Annotated in this window: 27 protein-coding genes and 1 pseudogene; 24 read left to right on the forward strand and 4 right to left on the reverse strand. The window is 41.5% G+C overall.

Going from position 1 to position 26,988, the window contains the following annotated elements:
* Positions 1-25 precede the first annotated feature (25 nt).
* From D8792_RS02850 to D8792_RS02865, 4 genes are all read right to left on the reverse strand, one after another.
* Positions 26-1,744, reverse strand: coding sequence for a phospho-sugar mutase (locus tag D8792_RS02850; protein ID WP_125372801.1), 1,719 nt, complete (start codon positions 1,742-1,744; stop codon positions 26-28).
* Between the two features lie 194 nt (positions 1,745-1,938).
* A complete protein-coding gene (locus D8792_RS02855; protein WP_125372802.1) occupies positions 1,939-2,502 on the reverse strand; it encodes an ECF transporter S component in 564 nt (187 codons plus the stop codon).
* Positions 2,486-3,037, reverse strand: a complete 552-nt coding sequence (gene coaC, locus D8792_RS02860) for a phosphopantothenoylcysteine decarboxylase (protein WP_125372803.1) — start codon at positions 3,035-3,037, stop codon at positions 2,486-2,488. The genes D8792_RS02855 and coaC overlap by 17 nt, the downstream gene beginning before the upstream one ends.
* Positions 3,034-3,726, reverse strand: a complete 693-nt coding sequence (locus D8792_RS02865) for a phosphopantothenate--cysteine ligase (RefSeq protein ID WP_125372804.1) — start codon at positions 3,724-3,726, stop codon at positions 3,034-3,036. The genes coaC and D8792_RS02865 overlap by 4 nt, the downstream gene beginning before the upstream one ends.
* Positions 3,727-3,933: 207 nt before the next feature.
* Between D8792_RS02865 and D8792_RS02870 the strand changes: the two genes are divergently transcribed.
* The 24 genes and pseudogenes from D8792_RS02870 (at position 3,934) to D8792_RS02990 (ending at position 26,985) form a co-directional block, all read left to right on the forward strand.
* Entirely contained in the window at positions 3,934-5,604 is a 1,671-nt protein-coding gene (locus D8792_RS02870) for a formate--tetrahydrofolate ligase (RefSeq protein WP_125372805.1), read from the forward strand.
* Positions 5,605-5,737: 133 nt separating this feature from the next.
* On the forward strand, positions 5,738-6,280 hold the full coding sequence (locus D8792_RS02875) for a hypothetical protein (RefSeq protein ID WP_125372806.1): 543 nt from the start codon (positions 5,738-5,740) through the stop codon (positions 6,278-6,280).
* On the forward strand, positions 6,280-6,888 hold the full coding sequence (locus D8792_RS02880) for a DUF5052 family protein (protein ID WP_185758387.1): 609 nt from the start codon (positions 6,280-6,282) through the stop codon (positions 6,886-6,888). The genes D8792_RS02875 and D8792_RS02880 overlap by 1 nt, the downstream gene beginning before the upstream one ends.
* A gap of 3 nt (positions 6,889-6,891) precedes the next feature.
* Positions 6,892-7,545 (forward strand): annotated as a pseudogene (locus D8792_RS02885) (DNA alkylation repair protein).
* Positions 7,546-7,936: 391 nt separating this feature from the next.
* On the forward strand, positions 7,937-9,013 hold the full coding sequence (locus D8792_RS02895; protein WP_125372809.1) for an aspartate-semialdehyde dehydrogenase: 1,077 nt from the start codon (positions 7,937-7,939) through the stop codon (positions 9,011-9,013).
* Between the two features lie 79 nt (positions 9,014-9,092).
* Positions 9,093-10,028 (forward strand): 4-hydroxy-tetrahydrodipicolinate synthase, encoded by a 936-nt coding sequence (gene dapA, locus D8792_RS02900; RefSeq protein WP_125372810.1) that lies wholly within the window; start codon positions 9,093-9,095, stop codon positions 10,026-10,028.
* A gap of 53 nt (positions 10,029-10,081) precedes the next feature.
* Positions 10,082-10,681, forward strand: a complete 600-nt coding sequence (locus tag D8792_RS02905) for a hypothetical protein (RefSeq protein WP_125372811.1) — start codon at positions 10,082-10,084, stop codon at positions 10,679-10,681.
* Between the two features lie 91 nt (positions 10,682-10,772).
* Positions 10,773-11,273 (forward strand): GNAT family N-acetyltransferase, encoded by a 501-nt coding sequence (locus D8792_RS02910; protein WP_125372812.1) that lies wholly within the window; start codon positions 10,773-10,775, stop codon positions 11,271-11,273.
* 15 nt (positions 11,274-11,288) lie between these two features.
* Positions 11,289-11,627: an ATP cone domain-containing protein gene (locus tag D8792_RS02915; RefSeq protein ID WP_005590355.1), complete on the forward strand. Its 339-nt coding sequence runs from the start codon at positions 11,289-11,291 to the stop codon at positions 11,625-11,627.
* Positions 11,628-11,929: 302 nt separating this feature from the next.
* On the forward strand, positions 11,930-13,138 hold the full coding sequence (gene fadE, locus D8792_RS02920; protein WP_005590354.1) for an acyl-CoA dehydrogenase FadE: 1,209 nt from the start codon (positions 11,930-11,932) through the stop codon (positions 13,136-13,138).
* Positions 13,139-13,232: 94 nt separating this feature from the next.
* Positions 13,233-14,081, forward strand: coding sequence for a 3-hydroxybutyryl-CoA dehydrogenase (locus tag D8792_RS02925; protein ID WP_125372813.1), 849 nt, complete (start codon positions 13,233-13,235; stop codon positions 14,079-14,081).
* 17 nt (positions 14,082-14,098) lie between these two features.
* Complete coding sequence (locus D8792_RS02930) at positions 14,099-15,277, forward strand: acetyl-CoA C-acetyltransferase (protein ID WP_125372814.1); 1,179 nt, start codon at positions 14,099-14,101, stop codon at positions 15,275-15,277.
* A 283-nt stretch (positions 15,278-15,560) separates the two neighbouring features.
* Complete coding sequence (locus D8792_RS02935) at positions 15,561-16,340, forward strand: enoyl-CoA hydratase/isomerase family protein (protein WP_005590351.1); 780 nt, start codon at positions 15,561-15,563, stop codon at positions 16,338-16,340.
* 16 nt (positions 16,341-16,356) lie between these two features.
* Positions 16,357-17,082, forward strand: coding sequence for a CoA transferase subunit A (locus D8792_RS02940; RefSeq protein WP_005590349.1), 726 nt, complete (start codon positions 16,357-16,359; stop codon positions 17,080-17,082).
* Position 17,083: 1 nt separating this feature from the next.
* Complete coding sequence (locus tag D8792_RS02945) at positions 17,084-17,737, forward strand: 3-oxoacid CoA-transferase subunit B (protein WP_061422823.1); 654 nt, start codon at positions 17,084-17,086, stop codon at positions 17,735-17,737.
* A gap of 184 nt (positions 17,738-17,921) precedes the next feature.
* Positions 17,922-18,836, forward strand: a complete 915-nt coding sequence (locus D8792_RS02950; protein ID WP_185758388.1) for a LysR family transcriptional regulator — start codon at positions 17,922-17,924, stop codon at positions 18,834-18,836.
* 12 nt (positions 18,837-18,848) lie between these two features.
* Positions 18,849-19,961, forward strand: coding sequence for an acyl-CoA dehydrogenase family protein (locus D8792_RS02955; RefSeq protein WP_125372816.1), 1,113 nt, complete (start codon positions 18,849-18,851; stop codon positions 19,959-19,961).
* Between the two features lie 3 nt (positions 19,962-19,964).
* Positions 19,965-20,879 carry an MBL fold metallo-hydrolase gene (locus tag D8792_RS02960; protein ID WP_125372817.1) on the forward strand — a complete coding sequence of 305 codons (915 nt, stop codon included), beginning with the start codon at positions 19,965-19,967 and terminating at the stop codon, positions 20,877-20,879.
* 105 nt (positions 20,880-20,984) lie between these two features.
* Positions 20,985-21,836 carry a ribosome biogenesis GTPase YlqF gene (ylqF, locus tag D8792_RS02965; protein ID WP_125372818.1) on the forward strand — a complete coding sequence of 284 codons (852 nt, stop codon included), beginning with the start codon at positions 20,985-20,987 and terminating at the stop codon, positions 21,834-21,836.
* A complete protein-coding gene (gene rnhB, locus D8792_RS02970) occupies positions 21,823-22,587 on the forward strand; it encodes a ribonuclease HII (RefSeq protein ID WP_125372819.1) in 765 nt (254 codons plus the stop codon). Before ylqF ends, rnhB begins: the two co-directional genes overlap by 14 nt.
* 19 nt (positions 22,588-22,606) lie before the next feature.
* Positions 22,607-23,170, forward strand: a complete 564-nt coding sequence (locus tag D8792_RS02975) for a sugar O-acetyltransferase (protein WP_125372820.1) — start codon at positions 22,607-22,609, stop codon at positions 23,168-23,170.
* A gap of 261 nt (positions 23,171-23,431) precedes the next feature.
* Complete coding sequence (dprA, locus tag D8792_RS02980; RefSeq protein WP_125372821.1) at positions 23,432-24,274, forward strand: DNA-processing protein DprA; 843 nt, start codon at positions 23,432-23,434, stop codon at positions 24,272-24,274.
* Between the two features lie 84 nt (positions 24,275-24,358).
* Complete coding sequence (gene topA, locus D8792_RS02985) at positions 24,359-26,452, forward strand: type I DNA topoisomerase (protein WP_125372822.1); 2,094 nt, start codon at positions 24,359-24,361, stop codon at positions 26,450-26,452.
* Between the two features lie 38 nt (positions 26,453-26,490).
* The gene (locus D8792_RS02990; RefSeq protein ID WP_125372823.1) at positions 26,491-26,985 is read left to right on the forward strand and encodes a phosphoribosylanthranilate isomerase; all 495 of its coding nucleotides are present in this window, start codon (positions 26,491-26,493) and stop codon (positions 26,983-26,985) included.
* The last annotated feature ends 3 nt before the right edge of the window (positions 26,986-26,988 follow it).

A 26,988-nucleotide genomic window follows, 5' to 3' on the forward strand; every position in this document is an offset into this window, starting at 1 on the left:
GGTTCGTCTCATCTTTTATAATTGCTTATTTTACAAAAGCATTGATTTCCGCTTCAATATTTGCAATCTTAGCTTGAGAATCCTCATTGTTATCGCCGACAACAGCAATGTAGAACTTGATTTTTGGCTCTGTTCCAGATGGGCGAACAGCAATCCATGAACCATCAGCCAAGGTGTATTTCAGCACATCGCTTGGAGGAGTTGTCAAGTTTGTAACAGTACCATCTGCAGCAGTAGCAGTTTGAGCCTTAAAGTCTTCTACAACAGTGATAGCTGTTGCATTCCATTCTTTTGGAGCATTATTACGGAACTTAGCCATGATAGCCTTGATTTGCTCAGCACCGTCAACACCAGAGAGGGTTACAGAAATAGTCTTTTCAGCAAAGTAACCATACTCTTTGTAGATTTCTTCGATACCATCAGCCAGTGTTAAGCCACGTGAACGGTAGTAAGCAGCAAGCTCAGCTACAACCAAGACTGCTTGGATAGCGTCTTTATCACGTACGAATGGTTTAATCAAGTAACCGAAGCTCTCTTCAAATCCCATCATGTAGGTGTGGTTGTGTTTTTCTTCAAATTCTTGAATCTTTTCAGCGATAAATTTGAAACCAGTCAAGACGTTGAACATGGTTGCACCGTAACTTTCAGCAATCTTAGTCACCAAGTCAGTAGAAACGATAGACTTACAGAGAGCTGCGTTAGCTGGCAGAGTTCCAGCACTCTTATGAGCTTCCAAGATGTACTTAGCCATGATAGCCCCAATTTGGTTACCTGAAAGGTTTAGGTAGCTGCCGTCTTTTTGCAGAACTTCTACACCAACACGGTCAGCATCTGGGTCAGTTGCGACCAAGACATCTGCACCAACTTTACGACCAAGTTCTTCAGCAAGGGCAAAGGCTGCTTGGCTTTCAGGGTTTGGAGACTTAACAGTAGAGAAGTCAGGATCAGCTACAGCTTGAGCTTCAACAACTTCAACAGAATCAAATCCAGCTTGAGCTAAAGCGCGACGAGCCAGCATTTCACCAGTACCGTGCAGAGGGGTATAGACAATCTTCATGTCCTTGCCGTATTCATCAATTAGTTTTTGATTGATATTGACATCCTTAACTTCCTTGAGGTATTTAGCATCAATAGCATCGCCAATCACTTCAATCAAGCTAGAAGCTTTTTCAGCTTCAACATCAGCGACCTCAATAGCAAAAGGATTTTCAATAGCACGGATGTAGTTAGTCAATGCATCTGCATCATACGGAGGCATTTGTCCGCCGTCTTCACCATATACCTTGTAGCCGTTAAATGGAGCAGGGTTGTGGCTGGCCGTAATCATGATACCAGCAAAAGTTCCCAAATGACGTACCGCAAATGAAAGTTCCGGAGTTGGGCGCAGACTTTCAAAGACATAGGACTTGATACCGTGTTTAGCTAAGACTGCAGCAGATTCAAAAGCAAACTCTGGTGAGAAGTGGCGAGAGTCGTAGGCGATTGCTACACCACGTTTTTTGAACTCATCTCCTTTTTCGTCAATCAAACGAGCCAAACCTTCCGTTGCCTGACGGACAACATAAATATTGATACGGTTAGTACCAGCACCAATCAGACCGCGCATACCAGCAGTACCGAATTCTAGGTTTGTATAAAAGGCATCTTCCTTAGTTTTTTCGTCCATACCTTCTAAATCTTTCCGAAGATAATCAGGAAGTTCAGCAAAATCAAGCCATTTTTGGAAGTTATCTTGATAGGTCATAGGTAGAGTCTCCTTTATATTTAAGATAGAAAATCACTGTGTGTTTTTAAGAAAGGGCACAAGATTTCCTTGTTTGTTCAATCGCTTTCATTGTAACATATTTTCATATTTTTTGAAAGTACCGACCTAAAAAATAGTGAAATACTTTGAAAAAATGAACATGCTTGGATCAAAAAAATAATCACGCTAGGTGATTATTTTTTAAGTTTTTCAAGTGCTGGAACGATTGCAACTGTAAGGATAGCAGAAATAACCATTTCTGAGATTGCATTAGCTGAAAAAATCAATGCAAGCATGGCTTTGATATCTCCATTGTAAACAGATGAAAATAGAATGAAAATTCCTCCGAGAACGAAGATTGTGTTGGTCATTGAGCCTACGGCACCAGCTAAAACCAAGCCTGGCTTAGTTTTCATCCATTTGTAGACAAAATACGGAGTGATTCCGATTAGAATACGTGGAACCATAGCGATCATCAATGAATTGATGCTACCGTTTTCTACAAAAGGACTGAAGAGGTAGCTAGTTGGCAGCAGGACAACGGTGTTGGTCACCACACTGATTACCCCCATCAGAGCTCCAAGAACAGCTCCAATTCGTGGTCCGTAGATAATACTAGCGATAATGACTGGAATATGAATAATGGTCGGTTTAATCGGAACCGGTAGTAGGTTGAAAATAACAGAGCTCAGCAGATGGAGCACTAACATAATAGCAAAAAAGATAGCAATTTGCGCGATACTAGATTGTTTTCTCATTTATAATTTCCTTTACTTTTTCTATAATAATATTGACATCAGCTAGAGCGCCAGTCCCATGATCTCCGCAAGCTAGAACAGCTTCACGCGGTTCGATAATCTCCCAGCCAAATTTTTTTAATCTTTCCAAATTGTGCTGAGTTAGTGGATTTTCATACATCTTGGTATTCATGGCTGGCGCGATGGCTTTTTTGACATGAGATGGGAGAGCAAGAGCTGTAGCGGTTACCATATTGTCTGCCAGACCATTAGCCAGTTTGGCGATGGTATTGGCTGTAGCAGGAGCGACTAAGAAAAGATTTGTTTCTTTGCCGATTTCAATATGGTTGACCTTGTCTGGCCTTGGCTCGTCCATAAGGTCAAGGGAAACAGGATTTTTTGATAAAACCTGTAAGGTAAGCGGAGTGATAAAATGACTAGCAGCTTCCGTCATGAGAACAGATACACCATAGCCTAGCTTGCCCAGCTGGCTCGTAATATCTGCTGTCTTATAGGCCGAAATACTGCCCGTGACAGCGAGAGTAACATGGGTCATGAACTGTCTCCTTTCTGGATATGGCTTAACAATTGTTCAGCAATTTCTTCCTTGGAGAAAGCTTCTGTGACAGTGTTTGCTCCTAGGAGATAGGCGTGGTGTTGCCCGCTAGAAATTTCAGTCAAATCGTTGGCTACAATTAGTTCTGCTTGATTTTTTTCAAGGCTGGCTCTAGCAGTAGCCAGTAGCTCTTCTTTAGAGACGCCTACTAGGAGCTTAAAGCCAATCAATCGAATATTGGGATTCCATTCCTTGACCTTGCCGATGATTTTAGGATTTTTATTGAGGAAAAGAACCTGATAATCATCCGCAGATGAAATCTTACTTTCAGAATTACTTTTTTCCAGAAACTCTGCCAAATCTGAACTAGCAAGAACCTCCTCAAATCCTGCCATATACACTGGTTTATAGTCAGAAACAGCCATTGAATGAATGAGCACATCATGAGCTGGTACCAGCTCTTCCATGGCTATCAGGAGCTGCTCCGTATCTTCGATAATCTTAATCGTTAGGTTTTCATGCGGTGCAGGTTTGACAGCTTTAGCCGTTGTAAGCAGAGTCACCGAAGCACCCTCGGCCAAGCAATGCTCAGCTATCATTTTTCCAAGTCGACCAGTCGAATGATTGGTGATAGAGCGGACTTGGTCGATTTTTTCACTCGTTCCGCCAGAGGTAATCAATATATTCATAGCTTTATTCTACAAGAAAAAACGAATTTAGTAAAATAAAATTAACTTAATACTCAATTTAGCCAAACTTATTTTTTTACTAGAAAAGATGCATCATGCAAAAATATTTAAAGTAATTACCGAACATTATGTTGCTATTGGAGTTTAAATGTGCAGTTTTGTATCATATTTGTTATAATAGTTTTATCAAATTAGAGGAGTTCCTTAATGAAAACAGATATCGAAATTGCTCAGAGTGTTGAATTACAGCCTATTGTGGATGTAGTAAAAAAGATTGGCATTGATTATGACGATTTGGAGCTGTACGGAAAGTACAAGGCCAAGCTCAGTTTTGACAAAATTCGTGAGGTAGCGAAAAATCCTGTCGGCAAGCTGATTTTGGTAACAGCAATCAATCCAACGCCAGCAGGAGAAGGTAAGTCTACCATTACCATTGGACTAGCTGATGCACTCAACAAAATTGGCAAGAAAACGATGATTGCCATTCGCGAACCGTCCTTGGGACCAGTGATGGGGATCAAAGGAGGAGCAGCTGGTGGCGGTCACGCGCAAGTCCTACCGATGGAAGATATTAACTTACATTTTACTGGTGACATGCACGCCATTACGACTGCTAATAATGCCTTGTCTGCTCTCATTGACAATCATCTTCATCAGGGAAATGCTCTGGGAATCGATCAACGTCGCATTATCTGGAAACGGGTGGTTGACCTGAATGACCGGGCCCTTCGCCATGTAACGATTGGATTAGGAAGTCCAGTTAACGGTATTCCACGCGAAGATGGTTTTGATATCACGGTTGCTTCTGAAATCATGGCGATTCTTTGCTTAGCTACTGATATTGAAGATTTGAAAAATCGCTTGGCAAACATTGTTATCGGTTATCGTTATGACCGCACACCAGTCTATGTTCGTGATCTTGAAGTAGAAGGGGCCCTGGCTTTGGTCTTAAAAGATGCGATTAAGCCAAATCTGGTACAGACTATTTATGGAACACCAGCCTTTGTTCATGGTGGACCGTTTGCCAATATCGCCCATGGATGTAACTCTGTTTTGGCGACTAGCACAGCGCTACGCTTGGCTGATTATACAGTGACAGAGGCTGGCTTCGGTGCAGACCTTGGCGCTGAGAAATTCCTCGATATCAAGACTCCAAACTTACCAACTTCTCCAGATGCAGTGGTAATTGTCGCAACACTTCGTGCTCTTAAGATGAATGGTGGCGTGGCTAAGGATGCACTTACAGAAGAAAATGTAGAAGCAGTTCGTGCAGGTTTTGCTAACCTTAAACGCCACGTTGAAAATATCCGTAAGTTCGGTATTCCAGCAGTCGTAGCTATCAATGAATTTGTCTCTGATACAGAAGCTGAAATTGCTGCGCTTAAGGAACTCTGTGCAGAAATCGGGGTACCTGTTGAGCTTGCCAGTGTCTGGGCTGATGGCGCTGAAGGCGGTGTGGCTCTGGCTGAAACTGTTGTCAAAACTATTGACGAAAAACCAGCACACTACACTCGTCTTTATGATAATGACTCAACTATCGAAGAGAAGATCGAGAAAATTGTCACTGAAATCTATCGCGGTTCAAAAGTAAACTTTGAGAAAAAAGCGCAAACTCAGATTCGAGAAATTGTCAAGAATGGCTGGGACAAGCTGCCAATCTGTATGGCCAAAACACAGTATAGCTTCTCAGACAATCCTGCTGCTTTGGGCGCGCCAGAAAACTTTGAAATTACCATTCGTGAATTGGTACCAAAACTTGGGGCAGGCTTTATCGTGGCTTTGACAGGAGATGTCATGACCATGCCAGGTCTACCAAAACGTCCTGCAGCACTCAATATGGATGTGGCAGCCGATGGTACAGCGATTGGTTTGTTCTAATTGAATTTAAGATATAAGAAGAGGTTGGGCTAAATAGCGCTGGGCCTCTCTTTTTTAGACTTAAATTCCAGATGTTTTGATATAATAAAGCCATATTCCCATCACCTATTTTTTGCTCATAGGAGGATGAACATTGAAAAAAAGAAGTCTCAAACAGGAATTAATTTATTTGGCCTCAGGGGAATCGATAAGTGTCGTGTTGTTCTGTATCGTGTATGTTCTGTATACGAAACCAGAGACTCGATTTGCTACATCCAGCGCCGTCCTTTATTTTCCACTGTTAATTCTTAATCTGATATTGGTTCAAGGTTCCCTCTATTGGCTTAACTGTTTAAGACGAATCCAAAAGAAGAAGGCCTTGGAAACTCAACTACTTGCACCTCTTTATAAAGGATTAAAAATGCTGGATTTTATGCTGCTGCTTGCATATATACCGATTTGGATCTGGTCTTTTAGAGTGAGTAATAGCAGTAATATCATTATTGGAGTTTTACTTTGGTTGTTTGCCATCATTGAATTTGTTAATTATTTTTACTATCGCCTATCTTACTATACAATGGGTGGCCTAGGACTGCAAGTGATGAGGCCTATCAAATTATTGTTGATGGGAAAAGCTGCCAAATCGCAAATTGCAAAAGAAATTTCCTTATACGAAAAAAATATGGAGCATAAATAATGAAAAAGAAATACCTAATAACTCTTCTTATAGGCATTGCCCTTTTGACCTTGACCGGTTGTCAGTCTGTTGAAAAGTGGTTCAAAAATGCCAAGGAGGAATGGTTGGGGTTGGAGATGACGGTTCGCACCTATGATGAGAATTCCCAACTTATAGACCAAATGTCGGGCAAGTCCCTATCCATCTCGCGTAACGAGGAGTTTGACTCAGTTGATGCGGAAGGGAATTCCAAGGAAGATTCTTCTGTGCTAAAAATAACCTTGGGTAAGTATGAGATTGACCATGTGGGCTCTTCCTTGATTGCAGAAGAAAAGGGGTTGAAAGATGTCTTTGCCCAATATCAAAAGACTGCAGATGTTGAGGAGAATAGCCATTCTGTCCCTGTTTTAAATCGTATGATTTCTGCTTTTAAAAACGACTTTAACGGCAAGAAGAAGGTCATTCTGATTCGCTCTCAAAACGGGACTCCGTTGGCTGCCTATGCTGGCGACCGTGTTTCTCTAGATAAATCCGATGCACCCAAAACTTCTGAGTTGCTGATTGACGGCAAGCGCCTAGTGATTTACCGCTGCGACTACACTATTTATGACCGTGAATTGCTGGAGTAAGCTATGGATGTAGAAGAATTGGCAAAAGAGTTAAAAGCTGTAGCTAACTCTGATGATGCAGTAGCTATGCGAGCCTATATGAAAAATAAATTTGAATTTTTAGGAATCAAGACTCCGGCTAGGAGGAAACTCGCAAAGATTTTTATCAAACAGTAGACTGACCCTGTTATTGACTGGAATTTTATAAATGAAGCTTGGAATAATCCCTATCGAGAATTGCAGTATGCTGCACTAGATTATCTGGAAATTCGCAAGAAGCTCTTGACCCCATCTGACTTGCCACGTTTGAAGAAACTAGCTCAAACTAAGTCTTGGTGGGATACCATTGACTTTTTGGACCGCTTGGTCGGATCTATCATTGCCCGATTTCCAGAAACCAAAGAGATTATTTTATCCTGGAGTTGCGATAAAGATTTTTGGTTGCGGCGATTAGCCATTGATCATCAGCTATTGCGAAAAGAGAAAACAGACACAGAGTTGCTCGAGAAAATTTTAGTGAATAATCTAAGCCAAACAGAATTTTTTATTAACAAGGCCATCGGATGGGCGCTGAGAGATTATTCAAAAACCAATCCAGACTGGGTCAGAGATTTTATAGAACGGCATCGAGCAGAAATGGCTGCACTTAGTCTTCGAGAAGGAAGTAAGTATCTGTGATGGTTGACTAATCTTTATAGCTTGACATTTTCTACGCTATAGCTTATGATAAATAGGTGCGATGAGTCGATATGCAGATTTTCTGCAAATTGAAGCATGGGAGGTCATAAACGCAGGAGCGGACCTTGATCAGTTGTGTGAACCTGCTGATCACACGAAAGTGCCCTTATCCCCAGTCTACGGATTGGGGATTTTTCTATGTCTCTTAGATTGGCGAGACCATTGGTCGAAGTTGATCTAAGAGACATTGATACTGAGACGGTCAGTATTGTGAGCGCTGAGCATTGCAACAAAATAAGTCCATAATTCTTTAGAAATATTTGCATTTTTCCTTAAAAATAGTATAATACTAGAATATACAAAATTTTTAGAAAATTCAGAGGTGGATTGTATGGGATATACAGTTGCTGTAGTCGGCGCGACAGGTGCTGTTGGCGCTCAAATGATTAAAATGCTGGAAGAATCAACACTTCCAATTGATAAGATCCGTTATTTGGCTTCTGCTCGTTCAGCTGGTAAGGTTCTTCAGTTCAAGGGACAAGATGTTACGATCGAAGAAACAACAGAAACTGCCTTTGAAGGTGTAGACATCGCTCTTTTCTCAGCGGGTGGCTCTACTTCAGCAAAATATGCTCCCTATGCAGTTAAAGCTGGTGCAGTCGTAGTGGACAACACCTCATATTTCCGCCAAAATCCTGATGTGCCTCTGGTTGTTCCAGAAGTAAACGCTCATGCACTAGATCAGCATAAAGGGATTATCGCTTGTCCTAATTGCTCAACTATTCAGATGATGGTGGCGCTTGAGCCGGTCCGCCAAAAATGGGGTTTGGAGCGTATCATCGTTTCAACTTACCAAGCAGTCTCTGGTGCTGGTATGGGTGCGATTCTTGAAACACAACGTGAACTTCGTGAAGTGTTGAATGACGGTGTGACCCCACGTGATTTGCATGCGGAAATCCTACCTTCTGGTGGTGATAAGAAACATTATCCAATTGCCTTCAATGCTCTTCCACAAATCGATGTCTTCACTGACAATGACTACACTTATGAAGAGATGAAGATGACCAAGGAAACTAAGAAAATCATGGAAGACGATAGTATTGCAGTTTCAGCAACGTGTGTACGTATTCCAGTCTTGTCAGCTCACTCTGAGTCTGTTTACATCGAAACGAAAGAAGTGGCTCCGATTGAAGAAGTCAAAGCAGCCATTGCAGCTTTTCCAGGAGCCGTTCTTGAGGATGATGTAGCTCATCAAATCTATCCTCAAGCTATCAACGCTGTTGGATCACGTGATACCTTTGTTGGTCGTATCCGTAAAGACTTGGATGCAGAAAAAGGAATCCACATGTGGGTTGTTTCAGACAACCTTCTTAAAGGAGCGGCATGGAATTCTGTCCAAATCGCTGAAACTCTTCATGAGCGTGGCTTGGTTCGTCCAACAGAAGAAGTTGTTTTTGAATTAAAATAAACTGTCTGAAAATACGTGACAGGTCGAGGATTGAATATCTGTCATTCAATCCTCTTTTCATACAAAGAGAGGTAAGTCTATGGCATACGCAGATTTGAAGAATTGTAAAATTATCACCGCTTTCATTACGCCTTTTCATGAAGATGGCTCCATCAATTTTGAGGCCATTCCGGACTTGATTGAGCACCTTTTGGCTCATCATACGGATGGGATTTTGCTAGCTGGAACGACTGCAGAGAGTCCAACCCTGACTCACGATGAAGAGTTGGAGCTATTTGCGGCTGTTCAAGAGGTTGTCAAGGGGCGCGTTCCTTTGATAGCTGGTGTTGGTACCAACGAAACGCGTGACTCCATTGAATTTGTCAAAGAAGTAGATGCGTTTGGTGGTTTTGCGGCTGGTTTGGGCATTGTTCCCTACTACAATAAACCGTCTCAAGAGGGTATGTATCAGCACTTTAAAGCCATTGCGGATGCTTCAAACCTGCCTATCATCATCTATAATATCCCAGGACGGGTAGTAGTCGAGATGACACCTGAGACTATGTTGAGGCTGGCAGAACACCCAAATATTATCGGCGTGAAAGAATGTACCAGTCTGGCAAATATGGCCTACCTGATTGAACATCGTCCAGAGGAGTTCCTGATTTATACCGGTGAGGATGGCGATGCCTTTCATGCTATGAATCTGGGGGCTGATGGAGTTATTTCAGTTGCTTCTCACACAAACGGTGATGAAATGTTTGAAATGCTGGATGCTATTGAGCACAATGATATCAAAAAAGCAGCAGCTATCCAACGGAAATTCATCCCTAAAGTCAATGCCCTGTTCTCTTATCCAAGCCCAGCCCCAGTCAAGGCCGTTCTCAATTACATGGGCTTTGCAGCAGGTCCAACCCGCTTACCGCTTGTGCCAGCTCCTGAAGAAGATGCTAAGCGTATTATCAAGGTTGTAGTTGATGGCGACTATGAAGCGACTAAAGAGACTGTTAAAGGGGTTCTAAGACCAGATTATTGATCGGCAATTTTGGTTTAGATTTTATATAGATAAGTAAGGTGTGATTAAATAATATGACAGAAGAGCATAGTAAACGAATCGAAGAGTACAAGGCAAAGCGCAGTCTGGAAAAACTTGAGGGGAAGAGAGTTTACGACAAGCCAATTATTCGAACTGGTGATAAGGCAAGTTTTTATGGCGCAGGTCTAACTTTGTTAGGATTTGGTCTGGGGGCTCTTTATCTACTTCTTAACCTTATAACAGATTGGGATTTAAAACTTTTCTCTCTTATCTGGGAAACGCTTGCTGGATTAGGGATTGTTGTCAGTCTGTTCGGGGCTTTTAAAATCGGTCGGTTAGAGTTACATACTGTGTCAATGATAGCAGACAAAGAGAAGAATTTTGACATTAAAAGAGCTTTCAATCTTTATAATGTCATCCACAAACCGACTAAGAAAGTTTTACTTCAATACGATAGTGAGGATGAAAGTTTAATTTCTCTAAACGCTGGTGGTGACTTATTAGTTGAACTCCTAAGGAAAGTTGAGGAAGAGAAATTACCTTTTAATAAGATTAACAAAACTCTAAAATTAGAAGAAGTGTCTGAAAATCATTGGAAAATGCAATATCGTTACAAGAAACAAGATATTGTATCAGAGCAAAATGGTATATAGTTTATGCCTGATTAGTTAGTCCTATCTTTTTGAAAAAAACAAGAAAAAATTGTATAATGATAGGGTAAGTTCTAGCTTGAGAGGTGATGAAATGCAGGTTCGTAAGGCAAGCAAGGATGATTGGCAACTAATCCAAAAAATATGTAGAGAAACTTGGCTGACTACCTATAAAGATATTTATTCCTCTTCCTACATAGAACGAGTGTTTGACATTTTTTATAGCCAAGAACGTTTGCATAAGGACTTGACTGAACTTTCTACCGAATGGAACGGCTATTGGCTGGCAGAAAGGAATAGGCAGGTGCTTGGTTGTATTGGTGGTGGAATGAGCGAGGACGGCAGAGCCAATGTCTACGTTCTCTATGTCTTGCCGCAGGCTCAACGTTTGGGAATCGGTCATGAGTTACTGGAGACCTTGACAAGTTATCAAAAATCACAATATCAAGCAAGAGAACAAGCCGTCACAGTAACCGAAGGAAATGCTATCGGTCTTCCATTTTATGAAAAAGAGGGTTTTGTCTTTGAGTCTGCCACTGAAAATTGGATTGATAGCAGTCAAGCCAGAGATTTACACTATATCAGAAATATATAAATAAAGGAGTATTTTATGAAAGTTATTAAACGCAGTGGGGAAGTCGTTGATTTTGACCCAGATAAAATCTATCAAGCGGTATTAAAAGCAGCTCAAACTGTTTATGTCTTGACAGATGACCTCCGTCAAAATCTAGCCTTGGTGACAAAAAAAGTCGCGTTAGATTTGGAAGAAGCTAAGGTTGAGCGGGCCACTATCAGTATGATTCAGTCTATGGTTGAAAACCGTCTCTTGGGAGCAGGTTATATCACCATTGCTGAGCATTATATTTCTTACCGCTTGCAGCGTGATTTGGAGCGCAGTGGTTACGGTGATCATATCGCTGTCCATTTGCATTTTGAGCAAATCCGATAACAATGCTGAAAAGCCCACATGGGCTTTTTCTTTTTCAAAACTCAATTTATAAAGTCACTTCAAAGTAGATTTTTCTTTAGGATTTGTAACCGTATTCAAAGATTTTTCCTAGTTTTTATTAGAAAAAGACCTTTCAAAGCCAGTAAAATCAATATGTATAATCTAAACTTATGGTCTTATTAATCTTTCTTAAGTAGACATCATAACATATTAGATATAAAATGAAAGCGTCAACAAATACTGAGCTGCAAAATGAAAGCGCTATTATTGCAAATAAAAACTATACAAAAGGAGTCAATAAAATGGCAACTAAAGAAGAAATTTTACGTGAACTATACCCTGAGGATCTTTTCCACTATGCCGATGGCTTGACATTGGGAGAAGCGGAAGTATTGCAAGAAACTCGTCGTTTGATTGAAAAACATCTTCGTCCAGTCATTAATGAATATTGGGAAGCACCTGATTTCCCATTTGAAGAATTCTATGCAGTTGCTAAAGGCGCTCAAATCATGAACAACCCTAAATTGTTCGAAGGACGCGAAGGCAACTACAAACCATCAGAACTTTACATTGCATTCTTGTATTTGGAATTAGGCCGTTTCGATGCGTCTATAGCGACTTTCTTCACAGTTCATGGTGGACTTTGCTACAACACAGTCTTGCTTGGTGGTGACGAGCGTCAACAAAAAGAGTTCCTTCCTAAGTTAGCTGCATTTGACTGGCAAGGATGTTTCGCTTTGACTGAGCCATTGTCAGGTTCTGACATTGCTGGAGGGCTTGCAACAACAGCTGAGCGTGTTGGCGATAAATGGATCTTGAATGGAGAAAAACGTTGGATCGGTGGATCAGATACAGCTGATGTTGTTCCAGTATTCGCTCGTGACGTTGAAGATGGGAAAGTGAAATGTTTCATCGTTCGTAAAGGTGCTCCTGGCTATCATGCAGAACCAATCCCTCACAAAACTGCTCTTCGTTGCGTACGTAATGGCCACATTACTATGAAGAACGTTGAAGTTCCAGATTCAGACCGTTTGGTAAACATCAATGGATTTGGCGATGTAGCTCGTATCTTGACATTCACTCGTGCTGACGTTGCTCACATTGCAACTGCTATCACTTGTGGTTCATACGTAGCAGCCCTTAAGTATGCTAAAGATCGTCAACAATTCAAACGTCCAATTGCTGCATTCCAAATCGTACAAGAAAAATTAGCTAGAATGCAAGCTAACGCAGTGGCAGTACTTTCATATTCAGCTCGTATTGCAGAAATGCAAGAAGCAGGTAACGAATTGATGCTGAACTCTGCACTTGCTAAGATGCACAACTCATTGGTAATGCGCGAAACAGTTGCACTTGCACGTGAAACATGTGGTGGTAACGGAATCACTCTTGAAACTGATGTAGCTCGCTTCTTTGCAGATGCTGAAGCAATCTACACCTATGAAGGTTCTCATGAAGTGAATGCTTTGATCGTAGGCCGTGAAATTACTGGTATTGGAGCATTTGTATAATAATGAATTTGGAACGATTGCTCAGCAACTGCTAGTAATCGTTCCGATTCTTTCTTTTTGAAGTTTATATTTTGATAGTAAATAGGAGAAAAAAATGAGTATTTCAAAAGTGATGATCATTGGATCAGGTCAAATGGGAAGCGGTATTGCACAAGTCTTTGCTCAATCAGGTTTCACAGTTTATCTCAATGATATCAAGGAAGAGTTTGTTCAAAGAGGACTAGATGGTATCGCTAAGCAATTGTCTCGTTCTGTTGAAAAAGGTCGTTTGTCAGCAGAAGATAAAGACAGCATTTTGGCAAATCTAATTCCTTCTACATCTTATGAAGATGCTAAACATGCTCAATTAGTTATTGAAGCTGCCACTGAGAATCGCGACATCAAATTGAGCATCTTTAAACAGTTGGATGAGTTGACTGATCCTCAAACTATTTTGGCTTCAAACACTTCATCTCTATCTATTACTGATATTGCGGCTGCGACAGTTCACCAGGAACGCGTTATTGGTATGCACTTCTTCAACCCAGCACCAGTTATGAAGTTGGTTGAAGTTATTCGTGCGCTTCAAACATCAGATGAAGTTGTGAAAGCTGTTCGTGAATTGACTGAAAAAATCGGTAAAACAGCTGTAGATGTGAAAGATTCTTATGGTTTTGTTGTGAACCGTGTCTTGATTCCAATGATCAATGAGGCTATTTTCATCTTAGGAGAAGGAATTGCTTCAGCAGAAGAAATTGACGAAGCAATGAAACTAGGTGCTAATCACCCAATTGGCCCATTGGCATTGGCTGACTTGATCGGACTTGATGTCTGCTTGGCTATCATGGGAGTATTAAACAATGGATTTGGAGATCCTAAGTATCGTCCTGCTCCACTTCTGAAGAAGATGGTTGAAGCTGGTAAGCTTGGTCGCAAGACTAAAGAAGGATTCTTTAAATACTAAGATATAAGGAGCGAGAAATGAAAGAAGCAGTTATTGTAGCAGCAGTCCGCACACCTTTAGGTTCTTTTGGTGGAACTTTAAAAAATGTTTCGGCTGTTGATCTAGGTAGTTTGGTTATTAAAAGTGCTATTGAACGAGCAAATTTGAAACCCGAACAAGTTGATGAAGTTATCATGGGGAATGTTCTGGGTGCAGGTCTTGGTCAAAACGTAGCTCGTCAAATGAGTGTTAACGCAGGCGTCCCAGTAGCTTCTCCAGCTTTCACTATTAACAAAGTTTGTGGCTCTGGTTTGAAAGCAGTTCAATTGGCGGCTCAAGCTGTATTGTGTGGTGATGCTGATATCGTTGTAGCCGGTGGGGCTGAAAACATGAGCCAAGCTCCTTATGTCCTTCAAAACCAACGTTGGGGCGCTCGTATGGGAGACTCTCAAGTAGTAGACACTATGCTCCGCGATGGCTTGACAGATGCCTTTGAATCCTTCCATATGGGAATTACAGCTGAAAACGTTGCTGAACAATATGGCATTACACGTGAAGACCAAGATAACTTTGCTGTGCAATCTCAAAAACGTGCAGTTGCAGCGATCGAAGCTGGTCGTTTCAAAGAAGAAATTGTTCCTGTTGAAATTCCGCAACGTAAAGGCGATCCTATCGTATTTGATACAGATGAATTCCCAAGAAAAGACGCTTCACTTGAAGGTTTGGGTAAATTGCGTCCAGTGTTCAAAAAAGATGGTACTGTAACTGCTGGTAATGCTTCAGGTATTAACGACGGTGCGGCAGCAGTAGTTGTTATGAGTGCTGATAAGGCTAAAGAATTGGGCGTTCCAGTTTTGGCAACGATCAAATCTTACGCAAGCGCTGGACTAGATCCAAAAATTATGGGTTGTGGCCCGATTTACGCATCTCGCAAAGCCCTTGAAAAAGGCGGATTTACAGTGGAAGATTTAGATTTGGTTGAATCCAATGAAGCATTTGCAGCGCAAGCATGTGCCGTTGGTAAAGAACTGAATCTTGATCCTGAAAAAGTCAATGTAAATGGTGGTGCGATTGCTCTTGGTCACCCAATCGGTGCTTCAGGCTGCCGTATTTTGGTAACACTTTTGCACGAAATGCAAAAACGTGATGTTAAACGTGGCCTTGCTACCCTTTGTATCGGTGGCGGTATGGGTACAGCGGTCATCGTAGAACGCTAGAATCTAGTTCATTTTTGAAGTTTTCCATTTGCTTCTACTATATAAACAAGTCCTATCGATGAGCTGTTTTTTGCAAACAAGCCTTGATAGGGCTTGTTTTATTTTCCGAAAAATTAATTTGAACATCAAAACTATAAGCTTAGCTTATCGATGTATAAATGATGATTAAGTAGACGAAGTGTGAGAAATGGTATATCATAAGAATGTAAGCTCTTACATTTGTAGTTTAAGTATTTGTTGACAGCATACTTAGTCATTCAATTTTATAAGTAGGAGCATAAAAATGAGTAAAACTGTTTTATTAGAAGTTAAAAACGGGATTGGATATATCACTATCAACCGTCCTGAAGCTTTGAACGCCTTGAGTTCTCAAGTTTTGGCTGATTTGAATGAAGTTCTTGATCAAGTTGAGAAAAGCGAGGAAATTCGCGTTGTCATCGTAACTGGAGCAGGAGAAAAAGCATTCGTCGCCGGAGCAGATATCAAGGAAATGGATTTAATGTCACCTATTCAAGCCTTTGAATACATGACATTTGCAAATGATACATTTACTCGCCTTTCAGATTTACGCCAACCAACGATTGCAGTCATCAATGGTTATGCACTCGGTGGTGGTATGGAGCTAGCACTTTCAACAGATATCCGTATTGGATTTGAAAAAACAGTGGTTGGCTTCCCAGAAGTTGGCTTGGGTATTATTCCAGGATTTGCCGGTACTCAGCGGATGTCTCGCTTGATTGGAACTAGCCGTGCCAAAGAGCTTATCTTCACTGCTCGTACAGTGAAAGGTCAAGAAGCCTATGACTTAGGTATTCTTAACAAACTGGTTCCTGCTGAAGAATTGTTGTCTTCAGCTGAAGAATTAGCCGCAGCCATCATGAAGAATGCACCGTTAGCTGTTGAAAAAGCAAAACATGTCATCCAAGTTGGTGCGGAACTTCCTCTTAAAAATGCAATCCGTCTGGAAACAGAAGCAGAAGCCTTGCTCTTCTCTACAGAAGACAAACTAGAAGGAATGCGTGCTTTTGTTGAAAAACGCAAAGCTGTTTTCAATCGTAAGTAAAAGAGGAGGTATCAGCATGAAATCAGTTGTATCATTATCAGACGCTATTTCTAAGGTCAAATCGGGTGATATCGTTGGAATTTCTGGATTCCTCGGTGTCGGTGAACCTTTTGAATTGATTGAAGAATTAGTAAAACAAAACCAGCAAGACTTGACTTTGGTATCGGTGGTAACATCTCATCCTGGTAAAGAAGTTGGGGTTGGACGACTTTGTGAAAATCACCAAGTGAAAAAATATATTGCAGCCCACGTAGGAACATCTGCAGCAGCTCAACGTGAGTATTTTGAAAAGAAGATGGAAGTCGAATTTACACCGATGGGAACTGTTGTCGAGCGTCTCCATGCAGCTGGAGCTGGCTTAGGAGCTGTCTTGACCCCGACAGGAGTCGGAACAATCTTAGAAAAAGATTATGAAAAAGTAGAGCGTAATGGCCGTGAATACTTGGTCTATGATCCACTTAAAATTGATGTTGCCTTAATCAAAGCGACTAAAGCTGACAAATACGGCAACTTGTATATCGATGGCACTACCAAAAACATTTCCTTGCAATTAGCTCTCGCAGCAGATACTGTTATCGTTGAAGCGAATGAAATTGTTGAAGCTGGCGAAATTCATCCGAATGATATTTATATTCCGGGCATCCTTGTTGACTATGTCGTCCAAAGCTTGACTCCAGAAGAACACCATAAGATGATGGGTGATCTTTGGACTGAGACTAAAAAATTGGCGGGGGTGAACTAATATGAAAGCAAAAGAAATTATTGCAAGACGTGTTGCACAAGAATTTAAAGATGGAGATGTTGTCAATCTAGGATTTGGTATTCCAAACGCATCTGCTGACTATATTCCTGAGGGAGTAAACGTTATTCTTCAGGCTGAAAATGGAGCGCTTCGCTTTGGTGAAACACCAACGAAAGATACTTACAATCCAAACTTAGCAAACTCTGGAGGAGCGCCAATCACTCTCTTACCTGGAGCAGCATTGTTTGACTTGCAGACTTCCTTCGCGATCATCCGTGGTGGACACGTTGATGCGACCGTGCTAGGAGCTTTGGAAGTAAGTCAAGATGGTAGTATCGCTAACTGGATTATTCCAGGTAAGTTTGCACCAGGAATGGGTGGAGCGATGGACTTGTTGGTTGGAGCGAAACGTGTTATCGGTGCAATCCAGCATACTACTTCAGACGGTGAATCTAAACTCTTGCCAGAGTGCACTTTGCCACTTTCTGCTAAAGGAGTTCTTGATTTAGTCATTACAGAGTTGGCTGTCTTTGGTTTCCAAGATGGTAAGTTCCTCTTGAAAGAGCTTGCTCCCGGTGTTACCCTAGAGGAAGTTCTTGAAAAGACAGCAGGAGAAGTAATTGTTTCAGAAGACTTGAAAACGATGTCAATATAATAAAGTTAGTAAGCAATTAATCTCCTCTTTATCTGAAAGTGTGTTACTATGTGTTTATGACAACTTGAGTGATGATTAGTTTTTAATCAGAATACTAGCAACTGGTCATCATGGTTTCGAGGGCCAGTTGCTGTTTTATTTATGGCAAATTACCTCGTGAAATTTGAAAGATGGGAGACGAAAAGTGGATATAATTCAAATGACTTACTTTATCAATATCGTCGAATGTGGATGCAATCTTTCTATCGCAGCTAAGAAAATTCATATCAGCCAGTCAGCCTTGAGTCAGTTTGTCACAAATTTTGAATCAACGGAAGGAGTCCAGCTCTTCAATCGCAGAAATGGAAGATTAGAGAGTCTGACGGAAGCTGGTGGTAAGATTTACCGCTTTGCCACAGAGATTGTCAACCGGCATGAAGAGATGCAATCAATGATTCATATGGAAGCCCTCAAACAAAAAGGCACCTTTAACTTGGGCATTCCATCATTGATTTTACGTGTATATTTTTCTAGTATTTTACCAAAATTTTTACAAGACAATCCGCAAGTTAACATTCAAGTTACTGAGGATGGAAGTAATGAATTGCGCCAAAAGCTGGTTGCGGGCGATCTGAATTTTGCGGTAGTGATTGAACCTACCAACTTAGATCCCAAGAAATATGAACAGTATATCATCCAAGTTGATGAATACGTGGCCTATATGGATAAGAATCATCCCTTGGCGGACAAAGAATTATTGGAGTGGAAAGATATAGCTCAGTACGGTTTAGCGACCTTTAATAAATCATTTACAACCTACGATTTAATCACTGAAAAATTAAAGAGTAAAAAGATAAAAGCAAATTTTGCCTATTTATCATCGACATGGGATTTCTTGATAGAGTCAACTTATCAAAACGATATGATTGCACTGTTACCTCGTCCTTTAGAATATTTTGTCGATAAGAATAAATTCAAGGTTGTGCGCTTTAAGGACCCGGTGCCTTTCAATATTTGGTTCTGCCGGCCTTATAAAGCAAGCTACAATGAGGTAGAAGCATACGTATATGAAGAGCTTTTAAAAGGTTATTATCAGCCTCTTTCTGAGCCACATCCATAGGGGGGAGAATTGATGATGAAGTCCAGTACCAAAACAGCAGCATTGAGTTCATATGTAAATACAGCCATTAGAGACTACATGAAAAATCATGATGAGTCAGTCGACTTTCCTCAGGAGATTTGGGAAGTAATGACGACGGATTTGGATATTTTTTCACCGATTTTGTCAGAAGGCGATCAGGCTTTGGCTTCTGATTTTATCAGCTCTATTCGAATGATTTCGAATGAGTTTCCAGCTCTTTCAACTATATTGCTGACCCAAGGTTGTTATGGTGTTTATCCGATTTTGAAGTTTGGTACGGGGCAACAGAAAGAGCGTTATCTGGACAAGTTGGTAAAGGGAACTTGTAAAGCAGGTCTTGGATTTTCTGAGTCTAAGCATCTAAATAGTTTAGCAGATTTGGAGACCTATGCGATTAAGACAGAGACAGGTTGGCAACTTTCGGGAGAAAAAGCTAAGGTGTCAAATAGCAGCATTGCGGACATTCTCTTGGTATTAGCTAAAGTAAGAGAGGCTGGAAAGCCTGATTCTTACGGCTTCTTCATTGTGGAGACGAATGCTTCGGGTGTGCTCATTGGTGAGCAGATAGAAAAGCAAGGTTTACTAGGACTTCCACTAAGTTCTGTTACCTTGGACAAGGTAAACCTGCCTGAAACTGCCTTATTAGGCGGAGTCTTGGCTGGAAATGAGCAATTTAATGATATCATAAAGAATATGCAACTTGGCTTGAGTGCGGTTGCTTTAGGAGTTGCCGAAGGTGCTTTTCATAAGGGTCTTGAGTTTGCACGTGTAAAAAGAGGATTCGGCAAGCGACTGATGGATGTTGAGTTGCATCAGTACAAGTTCGCAGATCTGTACAATAAAATTTGTGCTGCAGATGCTTATTTCTCATCCTATCCTAATCAAATAGAAGAAGATTCCAAGTTTGTTGCACGGATAAAGCTATATATGACTAAGGTAGCGCTAGAGGTTACAGATGAAATTCTCCGTCTTATCGGGCCTCTACAAAAATTTGATCATGTGAATATCAAACGCTATTTTAAAGATGCTGAAATTATTGAAAATTATGGACGGTCAGGAAATTCGATCAGAAAAGAAATCGCAGAGAGATGGTTAAAGGAGTAAAAGATGACAGAACTCAAATTACAAGAGTATCAGTTTGGGGAAATGAAGCTGACTTGGTTGCGTGGAGCGGATAAGCTCACAGATGCAGGCACCTTGTTTGGCCCGGTACCAAAGGTTGTTTGGTCACGTTATTATCCAACAACAGAAGAAAATATGATGGCTGAACTAACAGATCCGATTTTGATTCAATACAAGGGGCAGAATTATTTAATTGATGCGAGTTTTGATACGGCTAAGCTTTCTGATAAACAACGTCGCAATCTCGGTATTCTTTCTGAGAGCCGTGTTGAAGAAAGCTTGGCTCTCTTGGGATTAAAAACAGAAGATATTTCCCATATTTTAATGACGCACATGCACCATGATCACTCTGGCGGTTTGACTAGACTAGATGAAAACAATCAGCTTGTTTCAAAATTCCCAAATGCAAAGATTTTTGTAAATGAGGTGGAATGGTACGAAATGCGAAATCCTAATAGTCGGACAAGGGGAACTTATCTGAAGGAAAATTGGGAGCCAATCCAAGATCAAGTTGAAACCTTTACTGAATATCTGAACGTTATTCCAGAAATTCAAATGGTTCATACAGGCGGTCATAGTAATGGTCACAGCATCATCTTACTGAAACAGGGCGAGGAAACCATGATTCATATGGCTGACTTGGTGCTGACTCATGCTCATCGCAAACCTCTATGGGTTGCTGCGGTAGATGATTATCCAATGCGCTCAATCGTTGCCAAAGACAAATGGCTCAAAGAAGCTTTTGAAAACCACTATAAGTTTTTCTTTTACCACGATCAATTTTTCGCAGTTGCTGAGTTTGATCAGACTGGCGAGAAGTTTGTTGATTATGTGACTAGAATCCGTGAACCACGAGTTCCATTCACAGATAAACAAGATCGTAAACCGTCATTTTTATAAGAATAGAGAATCGCTTCTGACAGTTTGAGGGAGCGATTTTACTATTTTATTCTCTATTTTTTTGGTATAATGAGATACTAGAAGATTGTAAGAAAGAGGTTTTTAATGGCAACGATTCAATGGTTTCCAGGGCACATGTCCAAGGCTCGGAGACAGGTTCAAGAAAGTATTAAATTTGTAGATTTTGTGACGATTTTGGTGGATGCGAGGTTGCCTCTATCCAGTCAAAATCCTATGTTGACTAAAATTGTTGGGGACAAGCCCAAGTTATTGATTTTAAACAAGGCCGACCTAGCGGATCCAAACTTAACCAAGGAATGGCAAGCCTATTTTGAAAGTCAGGGAATCAAAACCTTGGCTATTAACTCTAAGGAGCAATCTGCAGTCAAAAAAGTGACCGAAGCAGCTAAGAAATTAATGGCTGATAAACTAGCTCGCCAGCGGGAAAGAGGAATTCAAATCGAGACTCTGCGGACCATGATTATCGGGATTCCCAATGCTGGAAAGTCAACGCTGATGAACAGGCTGGCTGGTAAGAAGATCGCTATAGTCGGCAATAAACCAGGGGTCACCAAAGGTCAGCAGTGGCTCAAGTCCAATAAGGATTTGGAAATTCTAGATACACCGGGGATTCTTTGGCCAAAATTTGAAGATGAAATGGTGGCATTAAAACTCGCTTTGACGGGTGCTATCAAGGACAATTTGCTGCCAATGGATGAAGTTACTATTTTCGGACTCAATTATTTCAAAGAGCATTATCCTAAGGCACTGCAGGAGCGTTTTAAGCAGCTGGATTTAGAGCTGGAAGCGCCAGAGATGATTATGGATATGACCCAGAAATTAGGCTTCAGAGAGGACTACGATCGTTTTTACAGTCTCTTTGTCAAGGAAGTGCGTGATGGCCGTTTAGGTCGCTATACACTGGATACATTGGAGGAATTGGATGGCCACGATTAAGGAAATCCAAGAGCAGTTGGCTCAAGTATCTGACTTGCAGGACCCGCTTTTTCAGGCTTTAAAGCAGGATGAGCGGAGCGGTGTTCAAAAACTCTTACTCAAGCGCCAAAAAGAAATCCAAGCAGAGCTAGATGAAGACCTGCGTCTGGAGTTTATGCTGCGCTATGAAAAAGAACTCTACAGTCAAGGATTCCAAGCCCTTGCTGGCATTGATGAAGTCGGACGAGGTCCCTTAGCTGGTCCAGTAGTCGCAGCAGCAGTCATTCTGCCTCCTAACTGCAAAATCAAAGGTCTGAATGACAGTAAAAAGATTCCCAAGAAAAAGCATGAGGAAATTTATCAAGCGGTGCTAGATCAGGCCTTAGCCGTTGGTTTGGGCATTATGGACAATCAAATGATTGACCGAGTCAATATCTATGAAGCAACCAAGCTAGCCATGGCAGAAGCTGTGGCCCAGCTCAAGATAAAGCCGGATTGCCTCTTGATTGATGCGATGAAGTTAGACTTACCCTTGCCTCAGCAGTCCATTATTAAGGGCGATGCCAATTCCTTGTCCATCGCTGCGGCTTCTATCGTAGCCAAGGTGACGAGGGACAAGATGATGGCGGATTTTGACCAGATTTATCCAGGCTATGACTTTGCTCAGAATGCTGGTTATGGCACTAAGAGTCATTTGCAGGGATTAGAGCGACACGGCGTAACTCCGATTCATCGCAAGACATTTGAACCCGTAAAATCAATGTGTGAATAAGCATGAAAAGGAGGATGCCATGCGAAGCGAATACGAAAAAATGATTGCTGGAGAGATTTACCGACCACAAGATGAAGATTTAAGAAAAATTAGAGCCCGCTCCAAAGAATTTCAATATCGTTTCAACCACGAGCAAGACAGTGACAAGCGTACGGCCATTATCAAGGAATGGTTTGGCAGTACGGGAAATAATCTTGCTATGAAGCCAGATTTGGTTTGCGACTACGGAATTAACATTCATTTAGGAGAAAATTTTTGTTCTAACTGGAACCTGACTATGCTGGATGTCTGTCCTATTACCATTGGAAAGAATGCCATGCTGGGTCCCAATTGCCAGTTTCTGACGCCGCTACATCCGCTTGACCCAGTGGAAAGAAATTCCGGCATTGAATACGGGGCACCCATTAAGATTGGTGACAATTTCTGGGCTGGCGGTGGTGTAACCATTCTGCCAGGAGTGACTCTAGGAGATAATGTGGTAGTCGGAGCAGGTGCAGTTGTGACTAAATCATTCGGCGATAATGTAGTCCTAGCCGGCAATCCTGCTAAGATTATTAAAGAAATTCCTGTTCATAAAGAATAGAAGAACTCAACCATTTTCTCAATAATTAATCGAATAAGAAACAGTGAGTGGGATAGAAATCGGTAATTCGTTAGAATTCGATTTCGTCGTCCCACCTCCGCACAGTTGAGTAGGGCTATAAAAGCTGATGAAATCAGCGTAGTAGAGCCCACTCAACCACTGCGTCTTGCTCGACAATCCAAAGACAATTGAGAGGCTAGGACTTTTGTCCCAGCCTCTTTTTTTGAACTTTTTTACGAATAAGAAAGTGAGGTGATAAGAATGAATAATTTTGAAATTTATAAAATGAAAAAAGCTGGCTTAACCAATCAACAGGTCTTAAATATTTTGAGATATGCAGAAAATAAAGAGGGAGAGCTATCTTTGCGAGATAAGGCCGTCGTCTCTGAGTGCCGCAATCCCGCACTCTTTATGGAAAAGTACAAGCGACTTGATTTACCAGCTTTGAAAGAAGAGTTTGAACGTTTTCCGTCTTTTTCAATCTTGGATGATGTGTATCCTTGGGACTTATGTGAAATTTACGATGCACCGACTTTGCTATTTTATCAAGGAAATTTAAATTTGCTAGAAATGCCTAAGATAGCCATTGTCGGTAGTCGAGACAGTAGTAAGCAGGGCAATGCTGCTGTGCAGAAAATCATTAAGGAGTTGAATAATGAGCTGGTTATCGTCAGCGGGCTGGCTCGTGGGATTGATACCGTGTCCCACATGGCTGCCCTGCAAAATGGTGGCCAAACTATTGCTGTCATTGGGACGGGGCTAGATGTCTTCTATCCCAAGGCCAATCAAAAACTGCAGGCTTATATTGGCAAAAATCATTTATTGCTGACGGAGTATGGGCCGGGTGAGCAACCCTTGAAATTTCATTTTCCAGAGCGAAATCGTATCATCGCTGGTCTCTGTCGAGGAGTCATTGTGGCGGAAGCCAAGATGCGCTCAGGCAGTCTGATTACTTGTGAGCGGGCAATGGAAGAGGGGCGGGATGTCTTTGCCATTCCAGGGGCTATTTTGGATGGAAAATCTGACGGTTGTCATCATTTGATCCAAGAGGGTGCAAAGTGCATCACATCAGGCTCTGACGTCTTGTCTGAGTTCCAATTCTAAAACAAGTTTTCCTATAGAAATAGTTACGAGTTGACATCTATCAAAAAATAGTTTACACTCTATGAGATTTATTTCTTATAGAAGGTGTCTAATTTGGTAACAAAAACAAAGAAAAAGTCTGCGGTCAAGAAGAATCTTGTCATCGTAGAGTCGCCTGCCAAGGCAAAAACAATAGAAAAATATCTTGGACGAAACTATAAGGTTTTGGCCAGTGTCGGGCATATTCGTGACCTGAAAAAGTCTACCATGTCCATCGATTTTGAGAACAACTATGAGCCGCAATACATCAATATTCGGGGTAAGGGTCCTTTGATTAATGACCTGAAAAAGGAAGCCAAGAAAGCTAAGCAAGTCTTTCTGGCAAGTGACCCGGACCGCGAAGGAGAAGCTATTTCTTGGCATTTGGCCCACATTCTCAATCTAGATGAGAAAGAGAAAAACCGTGTCGTCTTCAATGAAATCACCAAGGATGCGGTCAAGAATGCTTTTAAAGAGCCGCGTCAGATTGATATGGATTTGGTCAATGCTCAGCAGGCTCGTCGGGTTCTGGACCGCTTGGTTGGTTATTCCATTTCACCTATTCTTTGGAAGAAAGTCAAAAAAGGACTGTCAGCTGGTCGGGTGCAGTCTGTCGCCCTCAAGCTGATTATCGATCGGGAAAATGAAATTAATGTCTTCAAACCAGAAGAATATTGGACAATTGACGGAACCTTCAAGAAAGGGACTCGTCAATTCCAAGCTAGCTTTTATGGTATGAATGGTAAGAAGATGAAGCTGACCAATAACGACGATGTCAAAGAAGTCTTGTCTCATCTTAAGGGAGATGACTTTACAGTCGACAGCGTTGAAAAGAAAGAGCGTCGACGCAATGCTCCGCTGCCCTACACGACTTCCTCTATGCAGCAGGATGCCGCTAACAAGATTAATTTCCGGACTCGTAAGACTATGATGGTAGCTCAGCAGCTTTATGAAGGTATTAATATCGGCTCTGGTGTACAAGGTCTCATTACCTATATGCGTACCGACTCGACTCGTATCAGCCCAGTAGCGCAGAATGAAGCGGCAAGCTTTATTACGGATAAATTTGGTGCTAAATATTCTAAACATGGCAGTAAGGTAAAAAATGCTTCAGGAGCTCAAGATGCTCACGAGGCCATTCGCCCTTCCAGTGTCTTCAATACACCAGAAAGCATTGCAAAATATCTGGATAAGGATCAGCTTAAGCTTTATACGCTGATTTGGAACCGTTTTGTAGCCAGCCAAATGACAGCAGCGATCTTTGATACTATGAATGTCAAATTAGAGCAAAACGGTGTCCAATTTGCAGCTAATGGTAGTCAGGTCAAGTTTGATGGATATCTGGCTATCTATAATGACTCTGACAAGAATAAAATGCTGCCAGATATGGAAAAGGGTGATACCGTCAAGCGTGTCAATACCAATCCAGAACAGCACTTTACGCAGCCACCTGCTCGCTATTCTGAAGCAACGCTCATCAAGACTTTGGAAGAAAATGGCGTTGGTCGTCCATCTACCTATGCACCGACCATTGAGACCATTCAGAAACGTTATTATGTCAAATTGGTTTCCAAGCGTTTTGAGCCAACGGAATTAGGTGAGATTGTCAATGCGCTGATTGTCGAATTCTTCCCAGGCATCGTAAATGTGAAATTCACAGCCGAAATGGAAGCAAAACTGGATGATGTAGAAGTTGGCAAAGAGCAGTGGCAGAAGGTTATTGACGAGTTTTACAAGCCTTTTGAAAAGGAAGTGGCTAAAGCTGAGTCTGAAATGGAAAAAATCCAAATTAAGGATGAACCGGCTGGTTTTGATTGTGAGGTCTGTGGCAGTCCAATGGTCATCAAGTTGGGTCGATTTGGCAAGTTCTATGCCTGCAGCAATTTCCCAGATTGTCGTCACACCCAAGCTATTGTCAAGGAAATCGGCGTGACCTGCCCACAGTGCCAAAAAGGTCAAGTTATCGAGCGTAAGACTAAGCGAAATCGCATTTTCTATGGCTGTGATCGTTATCCAGACTGTGATTTCACATCTTGGGACAAGCCAGTCGGTCGGAACTGTCCAAAATGTGACCACTATCTAGTTGAAAAGAAAGTTCGTGGCGGCGGTAAGCAAGTGGTCTGCAGCAATGGCGACTACCAAGAAGAAAAAGTGAAATAGTTAGTTCAGTAAATTTTTTATAAAAGGTAGGTACCTTTATGACAGATAAATTTACAGAGTTTCTTAAAATCGCGTCTCAGCTGAACAAGATGGGAATTGTTCCACTGCTGATGGGCTCTCTGGGACTGGAGCAGGTTACTGGACAGGACTGGCAGGCGCGGGATATTGATATTCATGTTCACGGTGATGAACGTGGTTGGGAAGCACCAGATGAAGAGCGAATTTATGATATTGATAAGATTGAACCCATGATGGAGCGCTTGGGCTATCGCTTGGTCGATTTGCACGAGCATGAATTTCAAAAAGAAGATCTATCTATTGAGTTTGGTGTCATGGAAACCTTGGAGGCTTTTTCAGGTGTACCAATAGTGGAGCTGACTCGAAAAGAAGTTGAAGGTGTTCAGTTTCTACTTCCGACTCCAGAGCAATTTCTGGAGATCTACCGTGCCTCTTCCCAAGATTCTTACCGAAATGATAATAACAATCATAAAGATTTTGCTAAGATTGCTTATTTGGAAAAAATGATAGAATAAGAG

Source organism: Streptococcus cristatus, from assembly GCF_003943505.1.
Lineage (GTDB): Bacteria > Bacillota > Bacilli > Lactobacillales > Streptococcaceae > Streptococcus > Streptococcus cristatus_E.

Coding starts and splice junctions, on each gene's coding strand:
- D8792_RS02850 (WP_125372801.1), bottom strand. CDS start 1,744: ATGACCTATCAAGATAACTTCCAAAAATGGCTTGATTTTGCTGAACTT.
- D8792_RS02855 (WP_125372802.1), bottom strand. CDS start 2,502: ATGAGAAAACAATCTAGTATCGCGCAAATTGCTATCTTTTTTGCTATT.
- coaC (WP_125372803.1), bottom strand. CDS start 3,037: ATGACCCATGTTACTCTCGCTGTCACGGGCAGTATTTCGGCCTATAAG.
- D8792_RS02865 (WP_125372804.1), bottom strand. CDS start 3,726: ATGAATATATTGATTACCTCTGGCGGAACGAGTGAAAAAATCGACCAA.
- D8792_RS02870 (WP_125372805.1), top strand. CDS start 3,934: ATGAAAACAGATATCGAAATTGCTCAGAGTGTTGAATTACAGCCTATT.
- D8792_RS02880 (WP_185758387.1), top strand. CDS start 6,280: ATGAAAAAGAAATACCTAATAACTCTTCTTATAGGCATTGCCCTTTTG.
- D8792_RS02895 (WP_125372809.1), top strand. CDS start 7,937: ATGGGATATACAGTTGCTGTAGTCGGCGCGACAGGTGCTGTTGGCGCT.
- dapA (WP_125372810.1), top strand. CDS start 9,093: ATGGCATACGCAGATTTGAAGAATTGTAAAATTATCACCGCTTTCATT.
- D8792_RS02905 (WP_125372811.1), top strand. CDS start 10,082: ATGACAGAAGAGCATAGTAAACGAATCGAAGAGTACAAGGCAAAGCGC.
- D8792_RS02910 (WP_125372812.1), top strand. CDS start 10,773: ATGCAGGTTCGTAAGGCAAGCAAGGATGATTGGCAACTAATCCAAAAA.
- D8792_RS02915 (WP_005590355.1), top strand. CDS start 11,289: ATGAAAGTTATTAAACGCAGTGGGGAAGTCGTTGATTTTGACCCAGAT.
- fadE (WP_005590354.1), top strand. CDS start 11,930: ATGGCAACTAAAGAAGAAATTTTACGTGAACTATACCCTGAGGATCTT.
- D8792_RS02925 (WP_125372813.1), top strand. CDS start 13,233: ATGAGTATTTCAAAAGTGATGATCATTGGATCAGGTCAAATGGGAAGC.
- D8792_RS02930 (WP_125372814.1), top strand. CDS start 14,099: ATGAAAGAAGCAGTTATTGTAGCAGCAGTCCGCACACCTTTAGGTTCT.
- D8792_RS02935 (WP_005590351.1), top strand. CDS start 15,561: ATGAGTAAAACTGTTTTATTAGAAGTTAAAAACGGGATTGGATATATC.
- D8792_RS02940 (WP_005590349.1), top strand. CDS start 16,357: ATGAAATCAGTTGTATCATTATCAGACGCTATTTCTAAGGTCAAATCG.
- D8792_RS02945 (WP_061422823.1), top strand. CDS start 17,084: ATGAAAGCAAAAGAAATTATTGCAAGACGTGTTGCACAAGAATTTAAA.
- D8792_RS02955 (WP_125372816.1), top strand. CDS start 18,849: ATGATGAAGTCCAGTACCAAAACAGCAGCATTGAGTTCATATGTAAAT.
- D8792_RS02960 (WP_125372817.1), top strand. CDS start 19,965: ATGACAGAACTCAAATTACAAGAGTATCAGTTTGGGGAAATGAAGCTG.
- ylqF (WP_125372818.1), top strand. CDS start 20,985: ATGGCAACGATTCAATGGTTTCCAGGGCACATGTCCAAGGCTCGGAGA.
- rnhB (WP_125372819.1), top strand. CDS start 21,823: ATGGCCACGATTAAGGAAATCCAAGAGCAGTTGGCTCAAGTATCTGAC.
- D8792_RS02975 (WP_125372820.1), top strand. CDS start 22,607: ATGCGAAGCGAATACGAAAAAATGATTGCTGGAGAGATTTACCGACCA.
- dprA (WP_125372821.1), top strand. CDS start 23,432: ATGAATAATTTTGAAATTTATAAAATGAAAAAAGCTGGCTTAACCAAT.
- D8792_RS02990 (WP_125372823.1), top strand. CDS start 26,491: ATGACAGATAAATTTACAGAGTTTCTTAAAATCGCGTCTCAGCTGAAC.